General features: G+C 72.0%; 19 protein-coding genes, 2 tRNA genes and 1 pseudogene. 14 read left to right on the top strand and 8 right to left on the bottom strand.

The genetic code is table 11. The features are described 5' to 3' along the window. Window positions 1-17: 17 nt before the first annotated feature. From ACZ3KP_RS08570 to ACZ3KP_RS08560, 3 genes are all read left to right on the top strand, one after another. A tRNA-Met gene (locus tag ACZ3KP_RS08570) sits at window positions 18-91 on the top strand. A 215-nt stretch (window positions 92-306) separates the two neighbouring features. Beyond that, a complete protein-coding gene (locus tag ACZ3KP_RS08565) occupies window positions 307-2,139 on the top strand; it encodes a tetratricopeptide repeat protein (RefSeq protein WP_467497538.1) in 1,833 nt (610 codons plus the stop codon). An 84-nt stretch (window positions 2,140-2,223) separates the two neighbouring features. After that, window positions 2,224-2,297, top strand: a tRNA-Met gene (locus tag ACZ3KP_RS08560). A 141-nt stretch (window positions 2,298-2,438) separates the two neighbouring features. On the opposite strand, the gene ACZ3KP_RS08555 is transcribed toward ACZ3KP_RS08560, so the two are convergent. From ACZ3KP_RS08555 to hisN, 3 genes are all read right to left on the bottom strand, one after another. Beyond that, complete coding sequence (locus tag ACZ3KP_RS08555) at window positions 2,439-2,858, bottom strand: Fur family transcriptional regulator (protein ID WP_132888757.1); 420 nt, start codon at window positions 2,856-2,858, stop codon at window positions 2,439-2,441. Between the two features lie 106 nt (window positions 2,859-2,964). Continuing rightward, complete coding sequence (locus ACZ3KP_RS08550) at window positions 2,965-3,357, bottom strand: CBS domain-containing protein (protein ID WP_358981430.1); 393 nt, start codon at window positions 3,355-3,357, stop codon at window positions 2,965-2,967. 200 nt (window positions 3,358-3,557) lie between these two features. Continuing rightward, a complete protein-coding gene (gene hisN / locus ACZ3KP_RS08545; RefSeq protein WP_467497534.1) occupies window positions 3,558-4,358 on the bottom strand; it encodes a histidinol-phosphatase in 801 nt (266 codons plus the stop codon). Between the two features lie 242 nt (window positions 4,359-4,600). Between hisN and ACZ3KP_RS08540 the strand changes: the two genes are divergently transcribed. Beyond that, window positions 4,601-5,206: a TetR/AcrR family transcriptional regulator gene (locus ACZ3KP_RS08540; protein ID WP_467497532.1), complete on the top strand. Its 606-nt coding sequence runs from the start codon at window positions 4,601-4,603 to the stop codon at window positions 5,204-5,206. A gap of 38 nt (window positions 5,207-5,244) precedes the next feature. On the opposite strand, the gene ACZ3KP_RS08535 is transcribed toward ACZ3KP_RS08540, so the two are convergent. The 4 genes from ACZ3KP_RS08535 to ACZ3KP_RS08520 form a co-directional block, all read right to left on the bottom strand. After that, on the bottom strand, window positions 5,245-5,568 hold the full coding sequence (locus ACZ3KP_RS08535; RefSeq protein WP_467497530.1) for a DMT family transporter: 324 nt from the start codon (window positions 5,566-5,568) through the stop codon (window positions 5,245-5,247). A gap of 76 nt (window positions 5,569-5,644) precedes the next feature. Further along, the gene (rsgA, locus tag ACZ3KP_RS08530; RefSeq protein ID WP_467497528.1) at window positions 5,645-6,655 is read right to left on the bottom strand and encodes a ribosome small subunit-dependent GTPase A; all 1,011 of its coding nucleotides are present in this window, start codon (window positions 6,653-6,655) and stop codon (window positions 5,645-5,647) included. 12 nt (window positions 6,656-6,667) lie between these two features. After that, a complete protein-coding gene (aroA, locus tag ACZ3KP_RS08525) occupies window positions 6,668-7,996 on the bottom strand; it encodes a 3-phosphoshikimate 1-carboxyvinyltransferase (RefSeq protein ID WP_358981435.1) in 1,329 nt (442 codons plus the stop codon). A gap of 60 nt (window positions 7,997-8,056) precedes the next feature. After that, on the bottom strand, window positions 8,057-8,779 hold the full coding sequence (locus tag ACZ3KP_RS08520) for a M50 family metallopeptidase (protein WP_467497527.1): 723 nt from the start codon (window positions 8,777-8,779) through the stop codon (window positions 8,057-8,059). Between the two features lie 51 nt (window positions 8,780-8,830). On the opposite strand from ACZ3KP_RS08520, the gene ACZ3KP_RS08515 reads away from it, so the two are divergent. The 10 genes from ACZ3KP_RS08515 (at window position 8,831) to ACZ3KP_RS08470 (ending at window position 19,091) form a co-directional block, all read left to right on the top strand. Next, the gene (locus ACZ3KP_RS08515) at window positions 8,831-9,646 is read left to right on the top strand and encodes an SOS response-associated peptidase (protein WP_467497525.1); all 816 of its coding nucleotides are present in this window, start codon (window positions 8,831-8,833) and stop codon (window positions 9,644-9,646) included. A gap of 37 nt (window positions 9,647-9,683) precedes the next feature. Beyond that, window positions 9,684-10,316 carry an alpha/beta hydrolase family protein gene (locus ACZ3KP_RS08510; protein ID WP_467497523.1) on the top strand — a complete coding sequence of 211 codons (633 nt, stop codon included), beginning with the start codon at window positions 9,684-9,686 and terminating at the stop codon, window positions 10,314-10,316. A 255-nt stretch (window positions 10,317-10,571) separates the two neighbouring features. Further along, window positions 10,572-11,255, top strand: a complete 684-nt coding sequence (gene sigR / locus ACZ3KP_RS08505; protein WP_207921727.1) for an RNA polymerase sigma factor SigR — start codon at window positions 10,572-10,574, stop codon at window positions 11,253-11,255. Continuing rightward, window positions 11,252-11,563: a mycothiol system anti-sigma-R factor gene (gene rsrA / locus ACZ3KP_RS08500; RefSeq protein WP_467497520.1), complete on the top strand. Its 312-nt coding sequence runs from the start codon at window positions 11,252-11,254 to the stop codon at window positions 11,561-11,563. The genes sigR and rsrA overlap by 4 nt, the downstream gene beginning before the upstream one ends. A gap of 120 nt (window positions 11,564-11,683) precedes the next feature. Beyond that, a complete protein-coding gene (locus tag ACZ3KP_RS08495) occupies window positions 11,684-12,919 on the top strand; it encodes an HD-GYP domain-containing protein (protein WP_467497519.1) in 1,236 nt (411 codons plus the stop codon). Window positions 12,920-13,254: 335 nt separating this feature from the next. Beyond that, on the top strand, window positions 13,255-14,433 hold the full coding sequence (locus ACZ3KP_RS08490) for an HD-GYP domain-containing protein (RefSeq protein ID WP_467498069.1): 1,179 nt from the start codon (window positions 13,255-13,257) through the stop codon (window positions 14,431-14,433). A gap of 114 nt (window positions 14,434-14,547) precedes the next feature. Further along, window positions 14,548-15,528 carry a hypothetical protein gene (locus ACZ3KP_RS08485; protein WP_358981529.1) on the top strand — a complete coding sequence of 327 codons (981 nt, stop codon included), beginning with the start codon at window positions 14,548-14,550 and terminating at the stop codon, window positions 15,526-15,528. A gap of 157 nt (window positions 15,529-15,685) precedes the next feature. Further along, a complete protein-coding gene (gene def, locus ACZ3KP_RS08480; RefSeq protein ID WP_467497518.1) occupies window positions 15,686-16,336 on the top strand; it encodes a peptide deformylase in 651 nt (216 codons plus the stop codon). Window positions 16,337-16,629: 293 nt separating this feature from the next. Then, window positions 16,630-17,715 (top strand): epi-isozizaene synthase, encoded by a 1,086-nt coding sequence (cyc1, locus tag ACZ3KP_RS08475; protein ID WP_467497516.1) that lies wholly within the window; start codon window positions 16,630-16,632, stop codon window positions 17,713-17,715. After that, window positions 17,712-19,091, top strand: coding sequence for a bifunctional albaflavenone monooxygenase/terpene synthase (locus ACZ3KP_RS08470; protein WP_467497514.1), 1,380 nt, complete (start codon window positions 17,712-17,714; stop codon window positions 19,089-19,091). The genes cyc1 and ACZ3KP_RS08470 overlap by 4 nt, the downstream gene beginning before the upstream one ends. 61 nt (window positions 19,092-19,152) lie before the next feature. Here ACZ3KP_RS08470 and ACZ3KP_RS08465 read toward each other — a convergent pair. Next, window positions 19,153-20,115, bottom strand: a pseudogene (locus ACZ3KP_RS08465) (helix-turn-helix domain-containing protein); the annotation flags it as partial. Window positions 20,116-20,132: the final 17 nt, after the last annotated feature.

The raw sequence follows: 20,132 nt of genomic DNA, 5'->3' as shown, positions 1-20,132 counted from the left end.
CTGTTGACAGGCAACGGCGCGGGGTGGAGCAGCTCGGTAGCTCGCTGGGCTCATAACCCAGAGGTCGCAGGTTCAAATCCTGTCCCCGCTACTGCAATCGAAGGCCCGGATCCTCTTGGGATCCGGGCCTTCGTGGTGTCCGGACCGGCGACGAACGCATGTACCGGTGGAGGAGACGCCGTGCCGCCGTGGGGAGTTGCGTGAGATGTGTTTGACTTGTCGTTCTGTGGGCATGTCGACAAAACGCTGAAGTGACCTCACGGTCTGCGGTATACGTGGTGTACCCAGGTTGCAGGTGGTGCGACGATGGACGTTATGGGGGACAAGGCAACTCTGTTCGAGACAGGGCGATTTGTGCAGCCTTCGGGTGAGGAGCCGACCCGCGACGAGGCCGCTGAGGAGGCGCGCCGCCGACTCCAGGCCGAGGGCGGCGACGTCGAGGCGATGAGCGTCCTCGGCGCCATGCTGCTGCGCCGCGGCGACCTCGACGGAGCCGAGCCCCAACTGCGTGCCGCCACCGCCGCGGGCGACCGCGCCGCCGCCAACAATCTCGGCGTCCTGCTGCACCAGCGCGGTTACCCGGACGAGGCGGCCGGCTGGTGGCGGATCGCCGCCGTCGCCGGATCCGCGGCCGCCGCCCACGCGCTGGGCCGCCACCACCGGGAGCGCGGGGACGAACCCGCCGCCGAGTACTGGCTGCGCCAGTCCGCCGAGCAGGGGCACGCGCTCGGCGCCTACGCGCTCGCGGACCTGCTGGAGCACCGGGGGGACGCGGCCGCCGGGAGGTGGATGCGGGCCGCCGCCGAGCGCGGGCACCGGGAGGCGGCGTACCGGCTGGCGCGGGCGCTCGACCGCAGGACGCCGGTGGACGAGGACGGCCCCGGGGGCGACAACGGTGTCGGCCCGCAGGCCACGGCCGGTGCCGAGGAGGCCGCGGAGGCCGAGCAGTGGTACCGCCAGGCCGCCGCGCGCGGGCACCGGCGGGCCGCCCTGCACCTCGGCGCGATCCTGGAGAAGCGCGGTGAGCTCAGGGAGGCCGGACGCTGGTACCTGACCGCCGCCAAGGACGGCGAGGCGCGGGCCGCCTGTGCGCTCGGCTTCCTGCTGCGGGACGCCGGGGACACCGAGAACGCGGCCATCTGGTGGCTGCGGGCCGCCCAGGACGGCGACGGCAACGCGGCGAACGCGCTCGGCGCGCTGCACGCCGAGCGCGGCGAGACCCAGACCGCCGAGCGCTGGTACCGGGCGGCGATGGACGCCGGTGACGACAACGGGGCGTACAACCTCGGGCTGCTCTGCGCCGAGCAGGGACGGACCGCGCAGGCCGAGCAGTGGTACCGGCGGGCCGCGTACGCCGGGCACCGCGAGGCCGCGAACGCGCTCGCCATCCTGCTGCTCCAGGGCGGCGACACCTCCGGCGCCCTGCCGTGGTTCTCCAAGGCCGCGGAGGCGGGCAGCGTGGACGCCGCCTTCAACCTCGGCATCCTGTACGCCGGGCGGGGCGAGGACCGGGTCGCGCTGCGCTGCTACGAGCAGGCCGCCGCCGCCGGGCACACCGAGGCCGCCCTTCAGGTGGGCATCGCCCGCCTCCGCGAGGGCGACGAGGCCGCCGCCGAACAGCACCTGCGGTGTGCGGCGGGCGGCGGCAGCGCCGAGGCCGCCTACCGGCTGGCCGCGGTGCTCGACGCGCGCCGCCCGGCGGTGTCCGAGCACGAGCTCGGGGAGTCGTCGCTGCACGTGAAGACGGAGTGCGAGGAGTGGTACGAGCGGGCCGCCTCGCAGGGGCACCGGCGGGCCCAGGTGCGGGTCGGCATGCTGGCCGCGGCGCGCGGGGACGTGGTGGAGGCGGCACGGTGGTACCGGACGGCGGCCGAGGCCGGTTCACGGAACGGGGCGTTCAACCTGGGCCTGCTGCTGGCCCGCGAGGGCAGCGAGCCGGAGGCCGCGGTGTGGTGGGAGCGGGCCGCGGACGCCGGTCATGGACGGGCGGCGCTGCGGCTGGCCCTGGTCTACGCGCGTCGGGGCGAGCTGGCCGAGGGACAGCGCTGGGCCGACCGCGCGGTGGTGCTGGGGCCGGCCGAGGTGAGCGAACGGGCGGGGCGGCTGCGGGACGCCCTGCGGGAGGAGCTGTCCGCGTGAGCTTGCCCTTTTCGCAGGTCAGCCGGGCTTGCGGGAATGGATTTGCTTCTTCCCGTCTCCCTCACGTAGTGTTCCATTCATCGACGCGGGGTGGAGCAGCTCGGTAGCTCGCTGGGCTCATAACCCAGAGGTCGCAGGTTCAAATCCTGTCCCCGCTACTGAAGGCCGAGGGCCGGAATCCGGAAACGGATTCCGGCCCTCGGTTTTTCCCGGTGGTGCGCGGGATCCCCGGGTGCCCGGTGCGACGCGAAGGCCCCGGTGCTCGTGGTGAGCGGCCGGGGCCTTCGGGGAGCGTCGTGTCAGGCGGCTGTCGCGCAGTCCGGGCAGAGTCCGCGGTAGGTCACCTCGACGTCGGAGACCGTGAAGCCGAACCGCTCCGAGCTGGGGAGGTCGGCCAGCGGGTCGCCGGTCGGGTGGACGTCGCGGATCGAGCCGCACCGGGAGCAGACCAGGTGGTGGTGCGGCCGGTGCGCGTTCGGGTCGTACCGCTTGGCGCGCTTGTCCGTCGAGACCTCGGTGACCTCGCCGAGCGAGACCAGCTCACCCAGCGTGTTGTAGACGGTCGCCCGGGAGATCTCGGGCAGCTTGGCGACGGCCCTGGAATGGACCTCGTCGGCCGTCAGGTGGACGTGGTCGCCGTCGAGAACCTCGGCCACGACGCGTCGCTGCGCGGTCATCCGCCACCCGCGTCCACGCAGCCGTTCCAGAAGGTCACTCATGGAAACCAGCCTAACAGCAGACCGACCATTCTCCGAATAGGTGTGACTTTGGACCGAATTCGGAATTGGATTGAGTCCAATTCGCTCGTCCCGATCCTGGCCGGGCCTAGACGGGCTGCGGCGCGCGGGTGCCTGCCCAGCAGCGGATGATGTCGCGGACCGAGACGATCCCGGCGGGCTCGGCGCCGTCGAGGACGATCAGATGGCGGAAGCCGCCGTCCGCCATCGCCCGGGCCGCCTGCTCCAGGGTCCAGGTCGGGGTGGCGAACACGACGTCGTTGGTGGTGTGGGCGTGGATGTGCTCCCGGTCCGGGTCCTGGCCCAGGCCGACGGAGTTGAGGATGTCGCGCTCGGTGAGGATCCCGATGCCGCCGGCGTCCGGGTCGTGGACGATCGCCGCGCCCACGCGGCGCGCGGACATCAGGGCGGCTGCCTGGCGGAGGGTGTGGGCTGGGCCGACGGTGAGAACCACCGTGCTCATGGCGTCACGGACGAGCATGAAGGGTGCCACCTCCTAGGGAACCGCCGAAAGTTCAGCGATTCACAAGTTCACAAGTGGGGGTGCTCTCAGGGTGGCAGGTAAAGCCGGAGTCAACAAGGGGGTGCGCGCAGTCAATTGAGGGCGTGTGCGCTCATATGTGAGAGGCGGAATCGCTCCCTTCTGCCTCAGGTTCTCCCGCCACGCCCCACAGGACCGTTTCAGTAACGCTGCGAGAGGTACGACAGCAGCTCGTCGTGGAGCAGCCCGTTGGACGCCGCCGCGTTGCCGCTGTGCGGGCCGGGGCGGCCGTCCAGGCCGGTGAAGGTGCCGCCTGCCTCCGTCACGACGATCGCGTTGGCGGCCATGTCCCACAAGGACAGCTCCGGCTCCGCGCAGATGTCGACGGACCCCTCGGCGACCATCATGTACGGCCAGAAGTCGCCGTACGCGCGCGTGCGCCACACCTCGCGGGTCAGGTCCAGGAAGCCGTTCAGCCGGCCCCGCTCCTCCCAGCCGCTCAGCGAGGAGTACGCGAAGGAGGCGTCGGACAGTTTCGAGACCCTGGAGACGTGCAGCCGGGTCGCCGAGGACAGGCTCCGGCCGGTGAAGGCGCCGTGGCCCTTCGCGGCCCACCAGCGGCGGCCCAGCGCGGGCGCGGAGACCACGCCGACGACCGGCTGGTAGCCGCCCTCGGCCGCCTCCGTCAGGGAGATCAGGGTCGCCCAGACGGGCACCCCGCGGACGTAGTTCTTGGTGCCGTCGATCGGGTCGACGACCCAGCGGCGGGGACCGGTGCCCTCGACGCCGTACTCCTCGCCGAGGATCGCGTCGCGCGGGCGGGCGCGCTGCAACTGGCCGCGGATCAGCTCCTCGGCGGCCTTGTCGGCCTCGCTCACCGGGGTCATGTCCGGCTTGGTCTCGACCTTGAGGTCGAGAGCCTTGAAGCGGTCCATGGTGGCGGCGTCCGCCGCGTCCGCGAGTACATGGGCGAGGCGCAGGTCATCGAGGTAGTCCGGCATGCGACGAACGCTATCTGCCGGGACGGGCGCGGGGCTACCAGGGGATGCCCGAGGATCTCGGGGGCCGTCGTGGGGACGGCGCTCAGCGGTCGGGGTGAGCAGCGTGAGGTGATCGGACGGGGGACTCCGGTGCGCCCGCGCGTGTTGGCCGAAGGGCGCCCCCCCCGGTGCCTTCGCGAACCCTTGACAGTGGATTCGTCCGCGTCAAACCTGGGCGCAGAGTCGCTCGCCCCAGGGAGGCGATGATGCCTGCAGCCCGGGAATCCCTTCTGGACGCCGCGTACGCCGCGCTGACGCGCCGGCCGTGGACCGCCGTCCGGATGGTCGACGTGGCCGCGGCGGCCGGGGTGTCCCGCCAGACGCTGTACAACGAGTTCGGCAGCAAGGAAGGCCTGGCCAGAGCGCTGGTGCGCAGGGAGGCCGACGGGTATCTCGCGGGCGTCGAGCGGGCTCTGGGCAGCCATACCGGGATGCCGGAGCGCCTGACGGCGACGGCCGAGTGGACGGCGGTGGCGGCCCGGGAGAGCGTGCTGGTACGGGCGATGCTCACGGGGTGCTGGAGCGAGCGGTTGCCGGTGCCGACACTCTCCGCGGTGCCGTCGTCGTCCGGGGTGCCGGCGCAGCGGCGGGCGGACGGGCCGCTGCCGTCACCCGGGGAGTTCGTGCGGATCGTGCGGGACCGGGCGGTGGCGGTGCTGGCCGGGCCGGCGGCAGGGCAGGGAGACCGGGAGCTGGCGCGGTCGTGCGAGCTCGTCGTCCGGCTCGCGTTGTCGTGCGTGGCCGCACCGCCCGGGGACGGTGGGGTGGCGGAGCTGGTGCGGGGGGTGCTCGTGCGGCAGGCGGTGTAACCGGGCACCGGCACGGCCCGCGCCCCCTGCCGGGCGTTTCAGTGCGCGGAGCCCGACAGCTGGAGGCCGATGACGCCCGCGATCACCAGGCTGATCGAGACGATCTTCAGAACGGAGACCAGGTCGCCCAGGAAGACCATGCCGTAGATGGCCGTGCCCGCCGCGCCGATGCCCGTCCAGACCGCGTACGCCGGGCCCACGTCCAGCTTCTTCAGGGAGAGGGTCAGCAGGCCGAAGCTGCCCAGGGCGAAGGACGCGAAGGCGATCGTCGGCCACAGCCGGGTGAAACCGTGGGAGAGCTTGAGGCACACGGCGAAGCCGGTCTCCAGGATTCCGGCGACGATCACCAGCAGCCACGCCATGTGCTGTCCTCCCGTACGTCCGGCTCGGTGCGATTATGCACTTACCGAACTCGGGTCAGGACAAACACCCCGGTGGTCAGTCGCCCTCCGTGCGCTCCCGCGTGGCCAGCAGGCGGCGCAGCGAGTAGAGGCGGGCGGGGTCCGCGTGGCCCTCGGTCACCCACTCGTCCAGCGCGCAGTCCGGCTCGTCGTGACTGCACGCGCGCGGGCAGTTGACCGTGCCGGGCTCCAGATCGGGGAACGCGTGGATCACCCGGGACGGGTCGACGTGCGCAAGACCGAAGGACCGGACGCCCGGGGTGTCGATGACCCAGCCCCCGTCGTCGGCCAGGGGCAGCGCCAGCGCGGACGTCGTGGTGTGACGGCCGCGGCCCGTCACCGCGTTCACATGTCCCGTCGTACGCCGGCGGTCCACCGGGACCAGCGCGTTGACCAGGGTCGTCTTGCCGACGCCCGAATGCCCGACGAACGCCGTGATCTTGCCGTCGAGGTGTTCCTGGACGCGCTGTGCCGCGCCCCCCGTCTCCAGTTCCTCGCGGCTCGTGACCACGTACGGGATCTCCAGGTCGCCGTACAGCTCCAGGAGCTTGTCCGGCGGGGCCAGGTCCGACTTGGTCATGACCAGCAGGGGGGTGAGACCGCCGTCGTAGGCCGCGACCAGGCAGCGGTCGATGAGCCGGGGGCGGGGCTCCGGGTCGGCCAGGGCGGTGACGATCGCCAGCTGGTCGGCGTTGGCGACGACCACCCGCTCGAACGGGTCGTCGTCGTCGGCGGTACGGCGCAGCACGGAGGAGCGGTCCTCGATGCGCACGATCCGGGCCAGCGTGTCCTTCCTGCCGGACAGATCGCCGACCAGCGCCACCCGGTCGCCGACCACCGCGGCCTTGCGGCCCAGCTCACGGGCCTTCATCGCCAGGATCGTACGGTCCTCGACCAGGCAGGTCAGCCGGCCCCGGTCGACGGTGAGGACCATGCCCTCGGCCGCGTCCTCGTGCTTGGGACGGATGTTGGTCCGCGGCCGGTTGCCCTTGCGGTTGGGACGGGAGCGGATGTCGTCCTCGTCGGTGTGCTTGCCGTAGCGGCGCATGGTCGTACGCCCCTACGCCCCACCGCTCCCGAGCATCCCGGCCCACAGGTCGGGGAAGTCCGGCAGGGTCTTCGCGGTCGTCGCCACGTTCTCGATCTCCACGCCGGCCACGGCCAGGCCGATGATCGCACCGGCGGTGGCCATGCGGTGGTCCTCGTAGGTGTGGAAGGTCCCGCCGTGCAGCGGGCGCGGCCGGATGTGCAGGCCGTCGGCGGTCTCGGTGACGTCGCCGCCCAGCTCGTTGATCTCCTTGGTGAGCGCCGCCAGCCGGTCCGTCTCGTGCATCCGGAGGTGGGCGACCCCGCGCAGCGTGGACGGGGAGTCCGCGAGGGCGGCGACCGCCGCGATGCCGGGGGTGAGCTCGCCGACGTCGCCCAGGTCGACGTCGATGCCGTGGATCCGGCCCGAGCCGGTGAACTCCAGGCCGTACTCGGTCAGTTCGCAGGAACCACCCATCTCGGTGAAGATCTCCCGCAGCCGGTCACCCGGCTGGGTCGTCCGGGACGGCCAGTCCGGGATCAGCACCCTGCCGCCCGTCACCAGGGCGGCGGCCAGGAACGGCTGGGCGTTGGAGAGGTCCGGCTCGACGGTCAGGTCACGGCCGAGCAGGGCGCCCGGCGTGACCCGCCAGACGTTCGGCTCGCCACCCGACTCCGGGGTGTCCACCTGGGCGCCGACCGCGCGCAGCATGTCGACGGTCATCCGGATGTGGGGGAGGGAGGGCAGGCTCGCACCGGTGTGGCGGACCTCCACGCCCTGGTTGAAACACGGGCCCGAGAGCAGCAGGGCCGACACGAACTGGGAGGAGGACGAGGCGTCGACCGACACCGGACCACCGTCCAGGGCGCCGCTGCCGTGCACGGTCAGCGGGAGCGCGCCACGGCCGTCGTCGTCGATCCGGGCGCCGAGGGCGCGCAGGGCGTCGATCACGCCGTGCAGGGGACGCTCGTAGGAACGCGGGTCGCCGTCGAAGCGGATGTCGCCGGTGGCGAGGGTGGCGACGGGCGGCAGGAAGCGCATCACCGTGCCCGCGTTGCCGACGTCGACGGTGGCGGGGCCGCGCAGCCCCGCGGGGATCACGCGCCAGGCCTCACCGGAGCCGTCCGGGCCCACGCCCTCCTCGATGCCGACGCCCATCGCGCGCAGCGCGCCGGCCATCAGCAGGGTGTCGCGGGACCGGAGCGGGCGGCGCAGCCAGCCGGGTTCGGAGGCGAGGGCGGCCAGGACGAGGGCGCGGTTGGTGACCGACTTGGACCCGGGCACGTGAACCGTCGCGTCGACGGCTCCGCGCGCGTGGGGGGCGGGCCAGAGGGCGGTTGGTGCGGTGGGGTTTGCGGCCATGGGCTCACTTTAGTGTGCGGCCGCCCGTGGAGCCCTCGGGTGCGGCGCCGCGGAGGCCTGTCATATGTGCAGCAGCCACCTGCCGCCGCCGATCAGTGAACACAGCGACACCGTGTGGAACAGGAACAGCCAGACGGCCGCCGGGAGATGGGTGAGGCGGGACAGCTGGTCCGCGTCCGAGTCGCCCGCCCCGCCCCGGGAGCGCTTCGACTGGAGTTCGAACGCCGGACGCACGCCCCCGAGGAGCAGGAACCACACCACCGCGTACGCGAACGCCGCCTGCACCTGGGGGCCCGCCAGCCAGGACACCAGCAGGAAGGTGCCGCCGGTCAGGAACACCGTGAGGACGCCGTAGGCGTTGCGGATCATCACCAGCATGACGAGGAGCAGGGCCGTGGCGGCCCAGAGGAGCAGCGTGATGCGGCCGGCGCCCAGCAGGGCCGCCCCGCCCAGCCCCAGGAGCGGCGGCGCGGTGTAGCCCGCGGCCGCCGTGAGGATCATGCCGATGCCGTGCGGCTTGCCCCGGCTGAGCGTGAGTCCGCTGGTGTCGGAGTGCAGTCTGATGCCGGTGAGCTGGCGGCCGGTGAGCAGGGCGACCAGGCCGTGACCGCCCTCGTGGGCGATGGTGACGGCGTTGCGGGATATCCGCCACAGGGTGTGCGGGACGACCACCGCGAGCGCGGCGACCAGGGTCGCGAGCACCACCCACAGGTCGGGGTCGGACTGGGTGCCCGTCAGACGGTCCCAGAGGTCGGGCAGCGCGAGGGCGGCGGTGCTCTCCATGGTCGGGTGGTTACTCCCTACGGGCAGGTGAAGTCTGGCAGTGTTGCACGTATGTGCGGACGGTATGCATCCAGTCGTGGGCCCGAGGATCTCGCAGGAATCTTTGAAGTGGAGAAGTGGGAGCCCGAGGAGACCCTGGAGCCCGACTACAACGTGGCGCCGACCAAGGAGGTCTACGCCGTCCTCGACCGTCCGTTGAAAGACGCCGACGACCGCCGCCCGGTTCGGCAGCTGCGCAGGCTCAAGTGGGGGCTCGTGCCGTCCTGGGCCAAGTCCCCCGAGGGCGCCGCCCGGATGATCAACGCGCGGGCCGAGACCGTGCACGAGAAGCCGTCGTACCGCCGTGCCTTCGCCGCCCGCCGCTGCATCGTGCCCGCCGACGGCTACTACGAGTGGGTCACCGCCAGGGAGGAGCGCGACCTGGAGGTCGAGGGGAAGAAGAAGCGGCCGCGCAAGCAGCCGTACTTCGTGCTCCCGGCCGACGGGTCCGTGTTCGCCATGGCGGGGCTGTACGAGTTCTGGCGCGACCGGACGCTGCCCGACGACCATCCGCTGGCCTGGTGGGCGACGTGCTCGGTGATCACGACGGAGGCGGAGACCGCGCCGCTCGCGGTGGCCCCGGCGGAAGGTCCCCGGACGCTGGCGGACATCCACCCCCGGATGCCGCTGATGCTGACCCCGGACCGGTGGGACGCCTGGCTCGACCCGGCGCGCACCGACGTCGACGACCTGCGGTCGCTGCTGGCCCCGCCGCCGGAGGGCCTGATGCGGGCCTACCCGGTCGCCACGGCCGTCAGCAACGTGCGCAACAACGGACCGGAACTGCTGAAGGAACTGGCGGGCCCCGAAGAGGGCACCCTCTTCTAGCCTCCTGTTCCAGCCTCCTGCCTTCTAGCCTTCTGCCGTGACCACATCGAAGATCGTCGCTACGGAGGCGGGGGACGCCCGTCTCACCTGGTACGAGGCGGAGCGGGCGCGGCTCGTGCTCGCCGTCAGCCACGGGGCCGGCGGTGGCATCGAGGCCCGGGACCTGCGGGCGATCGCCGCCGCGCTCCCGGCGCACGGCGTGACCGTGGCGCTGGTCGAGCAGCCCTGGCGGGTCGCCGGCCGGAAGGTCGCGCCCGCGCCGAAGACGCTCGACACGGGCTGGCGGGGCGTGTGGCCCGCGCTCGCGGCGCCCGGGCTGCCGGTGGTCTCCGGCGGCCGCAGCGCGGGCGCCCGGGTCGCCTGCCGTACGGCCACGGAGCTGGGCGCGGCCGGAGTCCTCGCCCTGAGCTTCCCGCTGCACCCGCCGGGCCGGCCGGAGAAGTCACGCGCCGCGGAACTGCTGGGGGCCGGGGTGCCCACGCTCGTCGTCCAGGGCGGGAACGACCCGTTCGGCAAGCCGGCCGAGTTCCCCGAGGGGGACTACGAACTGGTCGAGGTGCCGGGCGCCGATCATGGCTTCGCGGTGCCCAAACGGGCGGACATCGGGCAGGACAGGGCGGTGACCATCATCACGGACGCGGTCGCCGCATGGATCCCGGCCCTCGGGTGACGGCCGGGAATGTTGCGTGACGGACCACTGTTGTGCGGACAGAAGTGCTGGGACACCAGCGCCGACGCCGAAGGAGAGGAAGTCCGCCGCATGGGTTCGACCATCTGCCCGAGCCGTGAGCGCAGCGCTGACCTGGACTGGACGGTGCTGCACGCGGCCAAGACCGCTCCTATTCGAGCGGCGGCAGGCACGGGTCGTGTTCTATCCTCCGAGTCGAGTGGGATCGGTTTTGGTCCTGCCCGGGAACTTGAGGAGGTGGGTCCGGTCACCGGTACCGACGCAGGGACCGACAACGGCCAGGCGGAGCTGCCCGAGGGCCGGGGCGTGGGCGCGGAGTCGACCGCGGAGCGCACCGCGCGCTTCGAACGGGACGCGCTCGAATTCCTCGACCAGATGTATTCCGCCGCGCTGCGCATGACGCGCAACCCGGCCGACGCCGAGGACCTGGTGCAGGAGACCTACGCCAAGGCGTACGCGTCCTTCCACCAGTTCCGTGAGGGCACCAACCTCAAGGCGTGGCTGTACCGCATTCTCACCAACACGTTCATCAACTCGTACCGCAAGAAGCAGCGCGAACCCCAGCGCTCCGCGGCCGAGGAGATCGAGGACTGGCAGCTCGCCCGTGCCGAGTCGCACATGTCGACGGGCTTGCGCTCCGCGGAGTCGCAGGCGCTCGACCACCTGCCCGACTCGGACGTGAAGGAAGCGCTGCAGGCGATCCCCGAGGAATTCCGCATCGCCGTCTATCTCGCCGACGTCGAGGGCTTTGCGTACAAGGAGATCGCCGACATCATGGGGACACCCATCGGTACGGTGATGTCCCGGCTGCACCGGGGCCGCCGTCAACTGCGCGGCATGCTGGAGGACTACGCGCGTGAGCGCGGGCTCGTCCCGGCGGGCGCCGGAGAGTCGAACGAAGCGAAAGGCTCGGGCTCATGAGCTGCGGAGAGCCGCACGAGACGGACTGCAGTGAGGTACTCGATCATCTCTACGAGTTCCTCGACAGTGAGATGCCGGACGTCGATCGCGTCAAGTTCAAGCAGCACTTCGACGAGTGCTCGCCGTGCCTGGAGAAGTACGGGCTGGAGCAGGCCGTGAAGAAGCTGGTCAAGCGGTGCTGCGGGCACGACGACGTGCCGAGCGACCTGCGGGCCAAGGTGCTGGGGCGGCTGGACCTGATCCGTTCGGGCCAGACCGTCCCGGAGAGCGACGTGACGGTCGCCCCCGCCACCCCTCAGGAGAGCTGAGCGTTCTCCGCGGGTGGTCTGTCACCCGAATGTGCTAATCCTCCGGTCATGACCTCCCGTACCCTCCGGCCGTCGCCCTAGGCTCCGAAGCCTGGACGGGCACGGTCGGGGAGGGGCGTGATGGGGACACCCTGCTGGGCTGTCGTCCTGCTGGCCGTGCTGTACGCGGCCTGCGAACGCGTCGTACGACAGCGGCTCGGCGGGACCTTCTACCCCGTGCTGCTCGCCGGAGCCTTCCTGCTGCCCCCACCGGCCGCCGCCCTCGTGCCGCTGCCCGGGGCGCTGCTCTCGCCGGCCGCGCACCGGCCGCAGGCGCTGCGCCGGATCTGGCGGGCCGCCGAACTGGCGCTCGCCGTGTGGGCCGCCGGGCTGGTGCACCGGGCGCTGGGCGGCGGGGACACGGTGGCGGGCTCCGACTTCCCGTACGCGCTGCTGCCGTGCGCCGCGGCGGTCCTGGCGTTCTGCGGGGTGCTCGCGCTCCTCGACGGCGGGTTCCGCGCGCTCGCGGAAAGGGTTCCCGCCCGCCGGGCGTGGCACGGCCTGTTCCCCCGCTCCCTCGCGCCGATCGGGGTGCACGGGCTCGCCGGGCTGATGATGGCCGTGCTGTGGCGCAGCCCCTACGGCCCGGTCGCCGCGCTGCTCGTGCTGCTGCCGATGTGCGTCTCCTGGTGGGTGTTCGCCCAGTACGACCGGGAGCGGGCCGCCCATCAGGCCACCATCCGCGCGCTCGTGCAGGCCGTCGACATCAAGGACGGGTACACCCGCGGGCACAGCGAGCGGGTCGGCCAGGCCTCCGTGATGATCGCCCGCGAACTGGGCATGCCGGAGGAGCGGGTGGAGGTGCTGCGCTTCGCCGGGATCCTGCACGACGTCGGGAAGCTCGGCGTCCCCACGCGGCTGCTCCGCAAGGACGGACCGCTGACGCCTCAGGAGCGGCGGATCATCGAGCTCCACCCCGAGTACGGTCACGAGATGGTGCGCGGCATCTCCTTCCTGGGCGAGGCCCGCGCGGCGATCCTGCACCACCACGAGCGCATCGACGGCAGCGGCTACCCCTACGGGCTGGCGGGCGGGCAGATCCCCGAGTGCGCGCGGGTGGTGGCGGTGGCCGACGCGTTCGACGCGATGACCTCCACCCGGTCCTACAGCCGGGCCCGGCCGGTACCGGCCGCGGTGGCGGAGTTGCGGCGGTGCGCCGGCCGCCACTTCGACGCACGGGTGGTCGACGCCCTGACCCGGGCGCTGGCCAGGGACGGCTGGCATCCCACGGTGACCGCCGGCCCGCTCCCGCCCGAGCTCCCCCTTCCCACCCCACCGAGCACCGACCGCCAGGAAGCCGGGCGGCCCACCTCATGAATCCCACCGACCCGTCCCCCACCCCACCACCCGACGCCCCGGCCGGCCACCGCGACCGGACCCCGGACCGTGACCCCGTGGCGCCGCCCAGTGGCGTTGCACCCGGACGGCGGGGGGCGACCGTCGACCGCGCCGCCGTCGCGGCGCCGCGCGACGCGCAGGCCGGGCCGTGTGATCGGACCTCCGGCCACGTCCCCGTCACCTCGGCGCCCGGGGGATCGGCCGGGTGGGGTGGGCAGGTCGCGGAGTGGGGGCCCGGCGGGCGGTCGAAGCGGTGCGTCTGCGTGGCGGGGCTCCGGTCCGGCGCCGTGCTGTGGTCCTTCCGGTCGGCCGCGCTGGCGCTCGGGCTCGGCTGTGTGGCCGGCACGCTGTGGGAGGGGCTCGACGACCGTGTCGCCGCCCTCGCCTTCGGCCTGCTCGTCGTCGTCGGGGAGGCGGCCCGCCGGTCCGGCGCCGACGTACGGGAGGCCGCGCCCCTCGGGGCGGCCGGCGGGCTCGCCTACGCGCTGCTCGGCGCCCACGACGGCGCCCTCCAGGCCGTCGCCGTCGTGGGCGCGGCCGCGCTGCTCGGCAACGTGCCGCACATCGCCAGCGGCCGCCACCCCACCCCCGACCACCTCACCCGGCGCGTCCTCACCGTCGGCTTCGCCGCCGTCTGCTTCCAACCCCTCGACACCAGGGGCGCGTTGGAGCAGTGGGGCGGACCGGCGTACGCCCTGCTGCTGGTCGCGCTGCTCGTGCTCACCGCCCTGTGCGACGCCGTGCTCGCCGCCGCGCAGGCTCACTCCCGCACGCGGTGGCCGTTCGGTCCGCTGCTGCGGGACGAACTGCGCGGCCTGCTCGGCATCGGGTCCGCCGTCTGCGCCACCGGCGCGGTGATGGCGCTCGCCGTGGCGGTCGTGGGGCTGTGGGCGCTGCCCGTCTTCTGCCTGCCCCTGCTTCTCACCCAGCTGTCCCTGCGCCGCTACGAGGCCGTCCGGGCCACCTACCGGCAGACCATCGCCTCCCTCGCCCGCGCGACCGAGATCGCGGGGTACACCCCGGCCGGGCACGCCCGCCGGGTCGCCGCGCTCAGCCAGGCCGTCGGGCGGGACCTGGGGCTGTCCCGAGCGGAGCTCACCGTGCTGGAGTACGCGGCCCTGATGCACGACATCGGCCAGCTGAGTCTCGTCGACCCGGTCCCGGCCGGGGCCACCGCCGTGCTGCCGGCGGCGGAGCAGCGGCGGATAGCCCTGCTCGGCGGAGCGGTCGTCCGGCAGACCGGGGTGGCCGCGGCCGTCGCCGTGGTCGTGGAGCGGCAGGCCGACCCCTACCGGGAGCAGCCGCTCGCGGCGCGGATCGTGCGGGTCGTCAACGCGTACGAGGAGAAGTCCCGGGATTCCGGGGCCGGCGGGCAGCTGACCGCGCTGGAGGAGTTACGCCTGGCCACCGCGGGGGACTACGCTCCCGAGGTCGTGGAAGCCCTGGCCCGCGTGCTCGCCCGAGACTGTCTGACCCTGCGCGCGGCTGGGTAACCCATGGGTAATGAGCGGCTCTCCCGTCGTACGTGGTTGGATGCGAGGGAGAGGGTGATGTCCGGGGGCACAAGCCAGCCCACTGTGCGGAACTGGAACTGGCAGGCGGGAATCGTGAGGATCTTCGGCAAGGGACGGCACCGGCCCTCCGCCTCCTGGCGGCAGGCCACCGACCGGGCGTTCACGCTGATCGGCGACGGCCGGTACGAGGACGCGGGCGAGCTACTGACACGCGCCGCCGACCTGGAACCCTGGCTGTCCGAGTCCTGGTTCAACCTCGCCCTGCTGCACAAGTTCCGGCACGACTGGGAACAGGCCCGGGCGGCCGGCCTGCGGGCGGTGGCGCTGCTGGACCGCGAGACCGGGGCACCGGACTGGTGGAACGTGGGCATCGCGGCGACCGCGCTGCAGGACTGGCCGCTGGCGCGGCGGGCCTGGCAGGCGTACGGGCTGCGGGTGCCGGGAGGCGCCACCGCGTCCGGTGAGCCGTCCGGGATGGACCTGGGCAGCGCCGCGGTACGGCTGTCCCCGGAAGGGGAGGCCGAGGTGGTGTGGGGGCGGCGCCTCGACCCCGCCCGGATCGAGGTGCAGTCCATTCCGCTTCCCTCGTCCGGGCGGCGCTGGGGCGAGGTCGTCCTGCACGACGGGGTGCCGCACGGGGAACGGACCACGGCGACGGGGCATGCGTACCCCGTGTTCGACGAGATCGAGCTGTGGGCGCCGTCACCGGTGCCGACGTGGGTGGTGCTGCTGGAGGCGGCGACGGAGGCGGACCGGGACGCGCTGGAGCAGCTGGCGGGGGACGCCGGGTTCGCGGCGGAGGACTGGTCCTCTTCCGTGCGGCTGCTGTGCCGGATGTGCTCCGAGTCGCGGATGCCGTCGGACGAGGGCGACGGGGTGCACCTCGATCCCCACGACCACAGTGAGCCGGGGCATCCCGGGCCGCTGGGGCACCGGACGGACGGGCAGTTGTGGGTGCCGGAGCGGGAGTGCGGGGTGGCCGCGCCGGCCGCGCTGGTGAGGGGGCTGCTGGACGGGTGGGTCGCGGACAGCCCTGATTCGAGGGACTGGCGGGATCTGGAAGAGGTCTGCTGAGCATGGTGCTCCGGCTGCGGGCCGGACGTGGCTGGTCGCGCCCCCGCGGCGGAGCCGCATGTCGGACACGGTCCCGCGCCCCTGACGGGCGCGTCCACGTACCCTGTATCAGCAACATCTCCCCCCCCGTATTACCTAGGGAAGGCTTACGTCGGTCATGGCGCAGCAGGACACCGATCAGCAGCACGTGGGCGTGCTCCCGGTGGACGACGACGGGTTCGTCGTCGACACCGAGGGGACCGAGGAGCGCGAGAACGCCTGGCGTGCGCGGGGGACCTCGCGGCCCATCACCGTCGTCGGGAACCCGGTGCTGCACAAGGAGTGCAAGGACGTCACCGAGTTCGGCGAGGAGCTGGACCAGCTGGTCGCCGACATGTTCGCGAGCCAGCGGACCGCCGAGGGCGTGGGTCTCGCCGCCAACCAGATCGGCGTCGACCTGAAGGTCTTCGTCTACGACTGCCAGGACGACGAGGGCGTCCGGCACGTCGGCGTGGTGTGCAACCCGAAGCTCGTCGACCTCCCGGCCGAGAAGCGCCGGCTCGACGACAGCAACGAGGGCTGCCTGTCGGTGCCCACCGCGTACGCGCCGCTCGCCCGGCCCGACTACGCCGAGGTCACCGGGCAGGACGAGAAGGGCAACCCGATCAAGGTGCGTGGCACCGGCTACTTCGCACGGTGTTTGCAGCACGAGACCGACCACCTGTACGGATACCTGTACATCGACCGGCTCTCCAAGCGGGAGCGCAAGGACGCGCTGCGGCAGATGGCCGAGAACGAGCCACGCTACCCCGTGGTCGCCAACGACTGAGACCGCAGGTGTGGTGGTGACGCCTGGTCGGGACTGTTCCGACCAGGCGTTCGTCATGTCCGGTCGGACTCGCTCGGCCATCCTTCGCAGCTTCGATCCTTTGTGCGTGCCTAGCGAACCCTATTCAGTCACACAAGGGGAGATTCTCGGCACTGGGGGGTAGTGAGTGAAGCAAATCCGTTCCCAGAGCGGTCAGTTGTGGTGCTGAATGGAAGTGCGGGGATACGCAACGGCGCACGCCTGGCACAACGGGAGGGGCGTGCGCTCCTGGTTCGGCTGAGAGGGGTTTGTTCGTGCACGCTTTCCCACGCAGCACCACATCGACGCCGACGGTGGTCGCGGTTCCACCCCAACTCGCCCTCCCGGTGATCGAGGCCGAGTTTCCCCGGCAACTGCATCCGTATTGGCCGCGGCTCCAGGAGAAGACCCGCCTCTGGCTGCTGGAAAAACGGCTGATGCCGGCGGACAAGGTGCAGGAATATGCCGACGGCCTTTGCTACACCGACCTCATGGCGGGGTACTACCTGGGCGCGTCCGAGGAGGTCATCCAGGCGATATGCGACTACAGCGCCTGGTTCTTCGTCTGGGACGACCGGCACGACCGTGACGTGGTGCACGGCCGGTCGCACGACTGGCGGCGGCTGCGGTTCCGGCTGCACGCGGCCCTCGACGCCCCACTGCACCATCTGCACCACCCGGACACCCTGGTCGCGGGGTTCGCGGACAGCGTCGCGCGGCTCTACTCGTTTCTGCCCACCACCTGGAACGAGCGGTTCGCCCGGCACTTCCACGACGTGATCGAGGCCTACCACCGCGAGTTCCGCAACCGCACCACGGGTCACGTTCCCGGGGTCGAGGAATACCTCGCGCTACGGCGTCTCACCTTCGCCCACTGGATATGGACGGACCTGCTGGAGCCGAGTGCGGGTCTCGAACTCCCGGATGCCGTGCGCAAAAACCCGGCGTACCGCCGGCCGGCGCTGCTGAGCCAGGAATTCGCCGCCTGGTACAACGACCTCTGCTCGCTGCCGAAGGAGATGGCGGGCGAGGAGGTGCACAATCTGGGAATCAGCCTTGTCACCCATGAGGGAATGACTCTGGAGCAGGCGATCGAAGAAGTCAGGCGACGCGTAGAGGAATGCGTTCGCGAATTCCTGGCCGCCGAGCGGGACGCACTTCGGTTCGCCGCACAGCTCGACGACGGCACCGTCCACGGAAAGGAGCTCGGTGCCGCGGTACTGGCCTGCGTCGCCAATATGCGGAACTGGTTCAGCTCCGTCTACTGGTTCCACCACGAGTCCGGCCGTTACACGGTCGACAGCTGGGACGACCGGTCCACGCCCCCGTACGTCAACAACGAAGCGGCAGGTGAGAAATGACCGTCGAGTCCGTGCAGCCCGCGGCCCCCGGGGCCCCGGAAGCGAGTGAACTGCGTGAACCGCCCCTGGCAGGCGGCGGTGTGCCGTTGCTCGGGCACGGCTGGAAGCTGGCCCGCGACCCGCTGGCCTTCATGTCGCGGCTGCGCGAGCACGGCGACATGGTGCGCCTCAGGCTGGGTCCCAAGGAGGTGTACGCCGTCACCACCCCGGCGCTCACCGGCGCCTTGGCCCTCAGCCCCGACTTCATCATCGCCGGGCCCCTGTGGGAGTCCCTGGAGGGACTGCTCGGCAAGGAGGGCGTGGCCACCGCCAACGGACCTCGCCACCGGCGCCAGCGGCGCACGATCCAGCCCGCGTTCAACCTCGCCGCGATCCCGCACTACGGGCCGGTCATGGAGGAGGAGGCGCACGCCCTGACCGAGCGCTGGCGGCCCGGCGACACCGTCGACTGCACCTCGGAGTCGTTCCGGGTCGCCGTCCGCATCGCCGCCCGCTGCCTGCTGCGCGGCGAGTACATGGACGAGTGCGCCGAGCGCCTCAGCGTCGACCTCGCGAGCGTCTTCCGCGGTATGTACCGGAGGATGGTCGTTCCGCTCGGCCCGCTGTACCGGTTGCCGCTGCCTGCCAACCGGGAATTCAACCGGGCCCTGGCCGATTTGCATCTCCTCGTCGACGAGATCGTCACCGAGCGCCGGGCATCTGGTCAAAAGCCGGACGATTTGCTGACGGCATTGCTCGAAGCGAAGGACGAGAATGGCGAGCCCATCGGGGAACAGGAGATCCACGACCAGGTCGTCGCGATACTCACCCCCGGAAGTGAAACGGTCGCCTCCACGATCATGTGGCTGCTCCAGGCGCTCGCCGAACACCCGGAACACGCCGAGAAGGTCCGGGCCGAGGTGCAATCCGTGACGGGCGGTCAACCGGTCGGTTTTGCGCATGTCCGCGCGCTCACCCACACCAACAATGTCGTCGTCGAGGCCATGCGTTTGCGGCCCGCCGTATGGATATTGACGCGGCGGGCCACGACCGACACCGAGCTGGGCGGCTATCGCATTCCGGCCGGGGCCGACATCGTCTACAGCCCCTACGCCGTCCAGCGCGATCCGCACTCGTACCCGGCGCACCTCGACTTCGACCCGGACCGCTGGCTGCCGGAGCGGGCCAAGGAGGTGCCGAAGTACGCCATGAGCCCCTTCAGCGTCGGCAACCGCAAGTGCCCGAGCGACCACTTCTCCATGGCCCAACTGACGCTGATCACAGCGGCGTTGTGCGCGAAGTACCGCTTCGAACAGGTCCCCGGGTCGGACGACGCCACCCGGGTGGGCATCACCCTGCGTCCGCAGCGCCTGCTGCTCACACCGGTGCCCTGGTGACCCGCCGGCTCCCGGTGGCTCCTGATACCGGCGCGCCCTCGGGCGGGCGCCGGTATCGGGCGGCGGCCTCGGGGCCCCGGAAGGCGCGCCGGTAGGCGTTGGGGGTGGTGCCCAGGGACTTCACGAACTGGTGGCGCAGCGCGGCCGCGGTACCGAAGCCGGTGCGGCTCGCGATGGCGTCCATCGTCTCGTCCGTGCCTTCCAGCAACTCCTGTGCCAGCAGCACGCGTTGCCGCAGGATCCACCGGTAGGGCGTGGTGCCGGTCTCCTGCTGGAAGCGCCGGGCGAAGGTCCGCGGGGCCATCAGGGCGCGGGCGGCGAGCTGTTCGACGGTGACCTCCTCGTCGAGGTGCTCCGTCATCCAGGCCAGCACCCCGCCGACCGTGTCGCACGGGCCCTGCGGCAGCGGGCGCTCGATGAACTGGGCCTGGCCACCGTCCCGGTGCGGCGGTACCACCATCCGCCGGGCGATCTTCCCGGCGATCTCGGGGCCCTGCTCCTTGCGGACGAGGTGCAGACAGGCGTCGATGCCGGCGGCCGTGCCCGCCGAGGTGATCACCGGATCCTCGTCGACGTACAGCACGTCCGGCTCGACCCGGGTGCGCGGATACCGGCGGCCCAGCAGCTCCGCGTGCCGCCAGTGCACGGCGCACCGGCGCCCGTCCAGCAGCCCGGCGGCGCCCAGCACGAAGGCACCCGAGCAGACGCTGAGCACCCTGGCACCCCGGTCCACCGCCCGGCGCAGCGCGTCGAGCAGTTCGGGCGGGTAGTCCCGGGTGACGTTGGTGTCGGAGGCCGGGACCGCGATCAGATCGGCCTCCTCCAGCCGGTCCAGGCCGTACGGCGTGCTGACGGTGAGACCGGGGACATGGGTGCCGAGCGCCGGGCCCTCGGCCGAGACCACCGCGAAGTCGTACACCGGCAGTCCCTCGTCGGAGCGGTCGAGGCCGAAGACCTCGCAGACCACCCCGAGTTCGAAGGGATGCACGCCGTCCAGGAGCACCGCCGCCACGTTCCTCAGCATGCTGCCAGTGTGCCGCG

Source organism: Streptomyces sp. NPDC020958 (genome assembly GCF_055562175.1).
The sequence above is the reverse complement of the archived record's forward strand: the minus strand, read 5'-3'. Positions and strand labels throughout refer to the sequence as shown.